Origin of the sequence: Bacillus salacetis, assembly GCF_003581585.1 — a bacterium.
GTDB lineage: Bacteria > Bacillota > Bacilli > Bacillales > Bacillaceae_B > Rossellomorea > Rossellomorea salacetis.
Genome location: NZ_QXIR01000061.1, coordinates 1 through 9,413 on the forward strand (window position 1 = coordinate 1; position 9,413 = coordinate 9,413).

The following is a 9,413-nucleotide window of genomic DNA, read 5'->3' on the forward strand; positions in this document are numbered from 1 at the left end:
GGCTATACAATATAAATTTCAAATAATATTCTTGTAAATCGTCGTGAAAACCACTGTGAGCAGGAAAGAAAAGAGCTGCTCGTTCTTTTTCGAGAGTAAAACCTTTGTATTACAGGGGAAAAATCCGGCACCTGGGATTTTTCCGAAAACAACAATATATACGAAAACTGCCTTATAAAAAAGAAGCGTAATTAGAACTCGCATCCCTGTCTTAAAAAGGCATGGATGCTTTTTTTGACATTTCGATCTTGGAATCAGTAGAATTTTATTTATTTTGTCAGCCTGCCAAAACTTTCGGATTGCCCTTTAAGAATAACCGATATATAATTGATATTATTTCGAGAATGGAAATAATTTTGAAAGGGGTGGCCGGCATCAGAACGGAAGAACAAGCTGGTATTCTGTATACGGCATTTTCCTATTTTCTTTGGGGAATCCTGCCGATTTACTGGAAGTGGTTGAACCATGTACCGGCAGATGAAATACTGGCAAACCGGATATTCTGGTCATTCTGGTTCATGATCGTCTTTTTGATCGTCATCAAAAAGTTCCCCGCCTTCTGGGGTATGATAAAAGGAATGATGAGTACAAAGAAGAAGCTCGCTGCATTGGCTGTGGCTTCACTGCTTGTCAGCGCGAACTGGTTCATTTATATCTGGGCGGTGAATACCGATCAGATGGTGGAGGCAAGCCTGGGGTATTATATTAATCCTCTCGTCAGCGTGCTGCTTGGCGTATTTATTTTACGAGAGAAAATGACCAAGGCACAGGCGGTGTCCTTCGTCCTGGCTGCCATCGGGGTCATCATCCTGACTGCTTCTTATGGAAGATTCCCTTGGATTGCCGTTGGTCTGGCCGTTTCCTTCGGTCTGTATGGATTGGCAAAAAAACTGATCAAAGTGGATTCGGACGTAGGGTTAACATTGGAAACATTGACAACTGCGCCGTTTGCTCTTATCTACTTGATCTATTTGTCCTCTAAGGGAGATATTTCACTGTTCCATGTGTCAGCAGGCTCGGATTTATTATTGATCGGTGCAGGGGCTGTAACAGCTGTGCCGCTGCTTTACTTCGCTAAAGGAGCTCAAAGGATTCCTCTTTATATGGTTGGCTTCCTGCAATACATCGCTCCCACGCTGACATTGATTCTGGGTGTTTTCCTATACGGGGAACCGTTTACCCAAACACATTTGGCTGCATTCGCATTCATCTGGTCCGCATTGACCGTTTTCTCTGTTTCGAGGATGAAAATGGTGAAACGGAAGAGGAAGACAGAGGAAAAGTGTGCATAGTTTATTTTGAAAAGCGAGTCCCTTTTTCGGGGGCCAGCTTTTTTGTGTGCGTGAGGTTTTGTCGATAGGTCGTTAAATGTTAAAAATCGCCGATAAACCGCTCGGAATCGCCGATAAAATCGAAAAATCGCCGATAACTCATTCAAAATCGCCGATAAAGCACCCAGAATCGCCGATAAGAGTGGAGAGCACAAGGATGTCCGCTGGTTTTTACATGATTTCAAACGCCGGTACCGTGTAAATCGATATCCGACAAGCATTGGTTGAAATACGACAGATGCTTGTCTATATTCGACAACTCGCGGTCGATAAACGACAAGAAAACATCGATATCCGACAATTTTCCCCCGACATGAAGAAAAGAAGAGAAGCCTGTCCGCCAGGCTTCTCTTCTTTTATAGAAATGTCCTCTTCACTTTCTCCCAGAAGGAGTTATCTTTCAGTTTGACGGTTTTGATTTTTTCTCCGCTTAATTCAATGACCACCTGCTTCACGTGCTGGATCCCCAATGCTTCGTTATCCATTCCCATTGAAGGGTAGTCATTTCCATCCTGCACCACTTCAAGCTTTAATTTGCGCTCACCGCTGAGGATAAAGGAAGATCCGAGTGTGCGGTAACGGTTGTTATTCAATGATGCAAGTTCGCTCACCTGGAGGCATGGAAGCATTGGGTCGACTACTGCCCCGTTCACTGATTTGTTATAGGCTGTACTTCCTGTAGGGGCAGAGATGACCATGCCGTCTCCACGGAAGGTTTCGAAGTGCAGGTCATCTATATGTACTTCGAGCACAAACGTCTTGATGATCCCGGAGCGGATGCTGAATTCATTCAGGCACTTAAAGGTTGATTGATCATCGACGGTTACATTGATGGTCGGGTAGCGGCGGACCTCGATTTGTTCTTCTGTCATGGCTTTGATCATTTTTTCCTTATCATCAATATGGAAATCACAATACATGCTCAAACTGCCTGTTGTTGAAATCCCTGCATAAAGACAATCCTGTCGGAACCCAGTGTTTCTTACTGCTTGAAGGAATGCGCCATCCCCCCCGATACTTACGATGATGTTCGCGTCGTTGGAATTGTTGACGACATTGAAGCCGTACTGGCTCGCAAGGTGTGATAGTTCATCGGCTTGTGCAAGTGTTTTATTATCTTTTAAAGTGTAAAAATAAAGGTTTCGTCTTTCATTCATGTTGATGCCTCCTCAAAAAAATTATCAGTCATTTGGGACGAATTTTTTCCAATCACGTTAGATTTTGCTAGAATATTGTTTATATGCAATCTGCTGCAGCTCTTGGTGATTTTCGTGAGGTGCATTCTGAGAGGTTTGTTGCAATTTGCATGCACCATTATTTTATCATGATAATGAAACTTTATGATAGCGATGTACGTATTCATCATGAAGAGGAAAAGAGGAGGAATAGATTAATGAGTGGAAAACGTTGGACGGCACTTGGGATTGCTGCAGGCCTGTTCATCTTTTCGGTTGTTGCCAATTTTGCAAGTTCAGCCATGTCGGGTGATTTTAACCAGGCGTTCGAAGAGATGTTCGCCAGTACGGAAAATCCGTTTACAGAAGAAGTCATTGAGGATGGAAATACAGCGAAGAGAATCGCTGTTTTGGAAGTGGATGGTGTCATTCAGGATGTGAATACAGCAGCATCCATTTTTGAAAGCCCGGGGTACAACCATGAATTATTCATGGAACAGTTGAAAGCTGTTCAGGAAGATGACAGCATCAAAGCGGTAGTTTTGAAAGTCAACTCACCTGGCGGCGGAGTTGTGGAAAGTGCCCAGATTCATGAAAAGCTTGTTGAAATCCAGGAAAAATCCAAGAAACCGATTTATGTTTCAATGGGCTCTATGGCAGCTTCAGGCGGTTACTATATTTCAGCCCCTGCAGAGAAGATATTTGCAAGCAAAGAAACGCTTACCGGTTCTTTGGGTGTCATCATGCAAAGCATCAACTACTCTGAATTGGCTGAAAAATACGGCGTTGATTTCGTTACAATCAAAAGCGGCCCTCATAAAGATATCATGAGCCCGACGAGGGAAATGACGGAAGAGGAGAGACAGATTCTTCAATCCATGGTCGACAACTCTTATGAAGGTTTCGTGGATGTCATTGCCGAAGGCCGCGGGATGTCAGAGGAACAAGTTAAGAAAATTGCAGACGGACGGGTTTATGATGGTATGCAGGCAAAGGAAAATAATCTGATCGATGATTTCGGATACGTGGAAGATGTAATTGCTCAAATGAAGAAAGACCTTAAGCTTGGTAATGCCCAGGTCATCGAGTATACAAACGAAGGCGGATTTGCTTCACTATTGAATATGGGGGCGAAAAGGCTGGCAGGCGGCGACATCGAGGCTGCCGCTTTGATGAAAATCTTATCTCAGCCCAATTCCCCGCGCCTGATGTATCTCTATGCGGAATAATTTAGGAGGAGGTACCGTGCATGAGCGAAGAGAATAATCAAGAAGTTTTCACGGCAGCAGCACACGTGAAGGAAGAGCAGATAGTGGAACTTAGCGGTTTCTGGATGAGATTCTGGGCCTATCTCCTGGATTTGATTGTTATTTCCAGCATAGGCAGGCTGGTTGTCTATCCTATATTCATAGCTTTGGACCTGTCGCTGATCAAAGATGATATGTTCGCCCCAATCTCCATTCTGAGTGCTATCATCTTCTACGGGTACTTTGTCCTGATGACAAAGTATATGGGGCAGACCCTTGGGAAAATGGCGTTCGGCCTGAAGGTGACAAGACTTGATGGCAGGTCCTTGGATTGGGGAACTGTCCTTTTCCGGGAATTGATCGGCCGGTTCATTTCCGCAACAATCATCATTTTGTATATCGTTGTGGCGTTTACGAATAAGAAGCAGGGAATCCATGACTTATTTGCAGACACCACAGTGATTCGTGAAAAGCGTGCAGCGGTATTTAAGCCGGTAAGTGCGTAATGTTATAGACTGGGAAGCAGCTTGAAGACGGCTGCTTCTTTTTTATGCTTGAAAATCAATCATCATTGCCTTCAGGAAGGTTTAATTTGGCAGGAAATAGCCAATACTTTCTAATTGAAGGGTTGTGAAAAAAGTGAACGGGTGGATCATCACATTGATTGTGATTTCAGGACTATTATTATTATTACTATTGCTCATCATCATCACAAAGCTGACGATAACACTTTCACTTTATCATGGAAATGACAATGATCATTTCTTAATTAAATTCAGGGCCTGGTACGGCCTGGTCAAATACAAAGTGGAAGTACCGATGGTAAAGCTGGATGATGAGGGACCGAATATTGTTTTCGAAGAGAAAACGGAAAAAGGCAAGGAAGGAAAAGGGAAAGAAAAAGACAAGCTGAAAAAGGAGACACCAGAAGAAATTCTCACCTCAATCAAAGACTTCCAGGAGCTGGTTCGCCATGTGGCAGGTTTTCATCGCATCGTCCGCCATTTCTTAAGCAGGGTCAAACTAGACGATGTGCAATGGCAGACTGTCTGTGGAACAGGAGATGCCTCCACAACAGGGACGATGACCGGGTTGATCTGGGGAGCTAAAGGAAGTCTGATGGGAGTCATAAGCGGTTATATGAATCTGCAATCCATGCCTCAAATCATGGTGGTGCCTTCATTTCAGAAAGCAATCATCCAAATGGATTTTTCATGTATCATAACTTTTCGTGTCGGGCATGCTATATTGGCAGGAATCAAAATGATCAAATTGTGGAAAGGCGGAAAACCGGATTTTCAATCCAAGCCTCTTTCCTCAGTGTCAGAGAAGAATCAAACATTCTAAAACAACGCTTTAACGCGCTAACGCAACCGGGGACTGTCCCTCACCGCTTTAGAGTGTTAAAGGGTCTGTACATAACATTATAGGAGGTAATCTAATGTCTGATCATCCAATCGAAGGACTTATGACCACAGCAATGGAAAATCTTAAAGAAATGATCGATGTGAATACGATTATCGGAGATCCCGTAGAAACACCTGATGGAAGTGTCATACTGACAGTTTCAAAGGTCGGTTTCGGATTTGCGGCAGGCGGAAGCGAATTTGTCATAAAAGGCAAGGGAAGCAAAGACGGGCAGGATGACAAGCAGGGAGAGAAAAAGCAGCCCTTTGGAGGAGGTAGCGGCGGTGGTGTTTCCATCACACCTATTGCCTTTCTGATTGTAGGATCAAAAGGGATCAAGATGCTCCATCTTGATGAAAACACCCATCTTTTAGAAAAGATTGTTGACCTGGCTCCTGGCGTGATGGAGAGAATTCAGGGAATGATGAAAAAGAATACCCAAAACAGCGGCCAAGGACAACAACAAAACCAAAATCAAGGACAGAATAACCAATCATTTGATTTCTAATACTTGCAAGCCGGGGACTGATCAGAAAATGTTCAGTCCTCATTATTTTTAAAACACAGATAATCAAATTAGTTGCGTTCATGGGAAGCTCTTAGGTACGATTACAGAGATTGATACTTATAGAGGAGGTTCATTTTAATATGGCTGAGATCACTTTTAAAAATAATCCTGTAACACTTGTAGGAAATGAAGTAAAACCCGGGGACACAGCTCCAGATTTTACAGTTTTGGCTAACGACCTGTCAGAAGTATCATTAAGCGACACCAATGGGAAGGTACGGTTGATCAGTGTTGTACCATCCCTTGATACAGGGGTATGCGACGCGCAGACACGCAAATTCAACGAAGAAGCTGGAAAGCTGGATAATGTGGAAGTCCTTACTATTTCCGCGGATCTGCCATTTGCTCAGAAACGCTGGTGCGGCGCGAATGGAATAGAAAATGTCCAAACTCTATCAGACCATCGCGACCTGTCTTTCGGAGAAGCGTTTGGTGTGTACATTAAAGAACTTCGCCTGCTTGCCCGCGCAGTATTTGTAATCGACAGCAGCGATAAAGTGACATATGCTGAATATGTCAGCGAGGCAACCAACCACCCTGATTATGAAGCAGCAATCGAAGCGGTAAAGAACGCCCGATAAATCAATCCACAAACAACTTGATGAGGCTGACCCGGGAGAAATCCGACAGGGTCAGTTTTTGTTTAAGGCTCTTTTCGTAAACTTTGTTGCTATTCAATGAAAATATCAAATAATATCCTGGTAAATCTCCGTTAATCCCCGGCAGGAAAGAAAAGAACTGCTTTCTTTCGAGAGTAAAACCTTGGAATACAAGTGGAAGATCCGGCACTTGGGATTCCTCCAAAAGCAGCAATATATGCGAAAACAGCCTTGTTTAATGAACCAACTCTTTGACACTTGTCCCCGCAAGGGTAAAATAGAGAAAGAATCAATAGTAAAGGAGATAGAAAACACATGACGGTTTCTCCCACAGAAAATTTATTTAACGTGTTGGATGATACAGCCTTAATTCTGCAGGAAGAATTATCTTGTACATATTTAGAAGCAGTGGCCGAAACGGGGGAAAACCTCTTTCATCAAGGTGTACTGCAAGATGAGCTGAATGAACTGACCAAGAAAAGGCTTGAAAAGAAATATGCTGAAGCCGGTATGGATCAGATCAGCAATGAACATATCCGGAAAGCCCTGCAGCTGGCCATTCTAAAAGGGATGAAGCAAAGCTCGCAGCCGAACCATCAGATGACTCCTGATGCAATCGGTATGTTCATCAGTTATCTCGCCGGAAAATTCACTAAAGGCAGCCAGGAACTGAAGGTGCTTGATCCTGCCGTAGGGACAGGGAACCTTTTGACAACAGTGCTCAATGGCCTTGCAGACAAAAAAGTGGAGTCTGTTGGAGTGGATATTGATGACCTTTTAATCAAGCTCTCATATGTCGGAGCCAACCTGCAAAAACACCCGCTGCAGTTGTTCAACCAGGATGCCCTTGAACCGCTTTTCATTGATCCGGTTGATGTGGTCATCAGTGATTTGCCTGTCGGTTATTATCCAAACGATTTGAGGGCAGCGGATTATGAACTGAAAAGCGATAATGGCCATTCATATTCTCATCATCTCTTCATTGAACAGAGCCTCAAGCATACAAAGCCAGGCGGGTATTTATTCTTCCTTGTCCCAAATCATTTATTCGAATCTGAACAAGCGAAGAAACTTCATGCCTTTTTTAAGGAGCAGGTATATATTCAAGGCCTTCTTCAACTGCCAATGTCCCTGTTTAAAAATGAGAGCTCAGCAAAGAGCATCCTGATTCTGCAGAAGAAGAAAGCGGATGTGAAACCGCCTAAAGAAGTGCTTATGGCGAACATGCCGTCCCTTTCGAATCAGAAAGCAATGGAAAATATGCTCGCCAAGATGGACCAGTGGTTTAAACAAAATAAATAAGGGAAATCAAACATTAGGGTAAAGTCACAATCGTTTTGAGGCTTTACCCTTTTTTTGTGGATGATTGATTGTCGCTTCAGATGCACAATTGCACTCTTTGAAATCGTGCACGTGAAGCGAAAATCAAACCTGCATGAAAAGCAAAACGGCTTTTATAGCCATTCGGATCCTTTTATCCGAGAGTAAAGCGAATGCTTTCGCTTTCTTCCTATTTTTCTGAAAACACTTATTTTATCATGTAAACGATTACGCGGGAAGGTTACCCTTGAAATGGCATACGAGCAGTGATTAAATGAAAAATTGAGAGATATAAAGTACTTAAATGAACAAACTATGATAGAACGCAAAAGAAAAAAGGAGCGGTAAAACGAAATGGCAAAAATGATCGCAATCAATGCTGGCAGTTCTTCGTTGAAATTCCAGCTTTTCGAAATGCCTCAGGAAGAGGTTATTACAAAAGGTCTAATCGAACGTATCGGGTTAAATGATTCCATCTTCAGTATTTCCGTTAATGGTGAGAAACAGGAAGAAGTAACAGATATCCCAAATCATGAAGTAGCGGTAAAAATGCTTTTGGATAAATTGACTTCCACGGGAATTATCCGATCCCTGGATGAAATCGAAGGAGTCGGACACCGTGTGGTACATGGCGGTGAAGTGTTCAATGATTCGGTTATAATCACAGATGAAGTACTTGAGAAGATTGAGGAGCTATCAGAACTCGCCCCTCTTCACAATCCTGCAAATGTTACAGGTATTAAGTCTTTCCAAAATGTTCTGCCAAATGTACCGGCAATAGCCGTGTTCGATACAGCTTTCCATCAAACAATGCCGGAAAGTTCATTCTTATACAGCCTTCCTTATGAATACTATGAGAAATATGGCATCCGTAAATACGGTTTCCACGGAACTTCCCATAAATATGTATCAGAAAGGGCAGCAGAAATGCTCGGACGTCCAAAAGAGCAGCTTCGCCTGATCTCCTGCCACCTTGGCAACGGTGCTAGTATTGCAGCCATTGAAGGCGGTAAATCAATCGATACATCAATGGGCTTCACTCCGCTTGCAGGTGTAGCGATGGGAACAAGATCCGGTAATATCGACCCTGCCCTGATTCCGTTCATCATGGAAAAAACAGGCCAGACAGCGGATGAAGTGCTAAATGTCCTGAACAAAAAATCCGGTATGCTCGGTGTATCCGGCCTGTCCAGTGACTTGCGCGATATTGAAAGCCAGGCCGCAGAAGGCAACGAGCGTGCTGAGTTGGCATTGGAAGTATTCGCGAACCGTATCCATAAATACATTGGATCCTATGCATCCCGCATGTATGGTGTAGATGCCATCATCTTCACTGCCGGGATCGGTGAAAACAGCCAGATCGTCCGTGAAAAAGTCCTGAATGGCCTTGAGTTCATGGGTATTTACTGGGATCCGGCAAGAAACAAAGTAAGAGGGGAAGAAACATTCCTTAACCACCCGCATTCCCCTGTTAAAGTCATGATCATCCCTACAAACGAAGAAGTCATGATTGCCCGTGACATCCAGCGTTTGACGGTTTAATATGCTTCATTTCGGAAAGGCCTCACTGCAGTGGGGTCTTTTTGATTTCTTATGCCCTATTTGGGTATGATGTTACATCTCCCTTATTTCAACTGGCGAACTCATCCTCAAAGGTGAGGATTCTTTCCATAACATGACCCTTCACTCCGTGATTTCCCTCTGAAAGGGAACGATTCTTCGCTAATCGTTCCTCTTCATCCCGCGAATTCCTTTTGTAAGGACAC

The 9,413-nt window shown here is 43.5% G+C and carries 9 protein-coding genes; 8 read left to right on the plus strand and 1 reads right to left on the minus strand.

The window, feature by feature from the left end:
* Positions 1 to 344: 344 nt before the first annotated feature.
* On the plus strand, positions 345 to 1,292 hold the full coding sequence (rarD, locus tag D3H55_RS23345; RefSeq protein WP_168413246.1) for an EamA family transporter RarD: 948 nt from the start codon (positions 345 to 347) through the stop codon (positions 1,290 to 1,292).
* Positions 1,293 to 1,687: 395 nt separating this feature from the next.
* Here rarD and D3H55_RS23350 read toward each other — a convergent pair whose 3' ends face one another.
* Complete coding sequence (locus D3H55_RS23350) at positions 1,688 to 2,488, minus strand: NAD kinase (RefSeq protein ID WP_119549724.1); 801 nt, start codon at positions 2,486 to 2,488, stop codon at positions 1,688 to 1,690.
* A gap of 236 nt (positions 2,489 to 2,724) precedes the next feature.
* On the opposite strand from D3H55_RS23350, the gene sppA reads away from it, so the two are divergent.
* The 7 genes from sppA (at position 2,725) to D3H55_RS23390 (ending at position 9,189) form a co-directional block, all read left to right on the plus strand.
* Complete coding sequence (gene sppA / locus D3H55_RS23355; protein WP_119549725.1) at positions 2,725 to 3,735, plus strand: signal peptide peptidase SppA; 1,011 nt, start codon at positions 2,725 to 2,727, stop codon at positions 3,733 to 3,735.
* Between the two features lie 20 nt (positions 3,736 to 3,755).
* Positions 3,756 to 4,259, plus strand: a complete 504-nt coding sequence (locus tag D3H55_RS23360; protein WP_119549726.1) for an RDD family protein — start codon at positions 3,756 to 3,758, stop codon at positions 4,257 to 4,259.
* Positions 4,260 to 4,383: 124 nt separating this feature from the next.
* A complete protein-coding gene (locus tag D3H55_RS23365) occupies positions 4,384 to 5,100 on the plus strand; it encodes a DUF2953 domain-containing protein (protein ID WP_119549727.1) in 717 nt (238 codons plus the stop codon).
* Positions 5,101 to 5,194: 94 nt separating this feature from the next.
* Positions 5,195 to 5,668, plus strand: a complete 474-nt coding sequence (gene ytfJ, locus D3H55_RS23370; RefSeq protein ID WP_119549728.1) for a GerW family sporulation protein — start codon at positions 5,195 to 5,197, stop codon at positions 5,666 to 5,668.
* Between the two features lie 140 nt (positions 5,669 to 5,808).
* A complete protein-coding gene (gene tpx / locus D3H55_RS23375; protein ID WP_119549729.1) occupies positions 5,809 to 6,309 on the plus strand; it encodes a thiol peroxidase in 501 nt (166 codons plus the stop codon).
* Positions 6,310 to 6,642: 333 nt separating this feature from the next.
* A complete protein-coding gene (locus D3H55_RS23385) occupies positions 6,643 to 7,629 on the plus strand; it encodes a class I SAM-dependent methyltransferase (RefSeq protein WP_119549731.1) in 987 nt (328 codons plus the stop codon).
* Between the two features lie 372 nt (positions 7,630 to 8,001).
* Entirely contained in the window at positions 8,002 to 9,189 is a 1,188-nt protein-coding gene (locus D3H55_RS23390; RefSeq protein ID WP_119549732.1) for an acetate kinase, read from the plus strand.
* Positions 9,190 to 9,413: the final 224 nt, after the last annotated feature.